The organism is Shewanella sp. MBTL60-112-B2 (assembly GCF_019655055.1).
GTDB lineage: Bacteria > Pseudomonadota > Gammaproteobacteria > Enterobacterales > Shewanellaceae > Shewanella.
On record NZ_BPFA01000123.1, the window covers coordinates 1 to 247 of the forward strand.

Annotated in this window: 1 rRNA gene; it reads right to left on the reverse strand. The window is 45.3% G+C overall.

Going from position 1 to position 247, the window contains the following annotated elements:
• Positions 1-170: 170 nt before the first annotated feature.
• A 16S ribosomal RNA gene (locus tag K5Q73_RS21535) occupies positions 171-247 on the reverse strand; the annotation flags it as partial.

Consider the following 247-nt stretch of genomic DNA (forward strand, 5'->3'; position numbering starts at 1 on the left):
CGATAAATCGCCATCCCTTTCACATTAACACTATCAGCTTTCCAAATTTTTAAAGAGCATTGTTACTGCAACAAGGCAGAACAAGTGTCGCTCGCCTCACTCAAATAAGAGCAGAGACAAACAAGCATATCTGTGTGAACACTCAACAACTATCAAGTTAGTCGTATAGGTAAGGAGGTGATCCAGCCCCAGGTTCCCCTAGGGCTACCTTGTTACGACTTCACCCCAGTCATGAACCACACCGTGG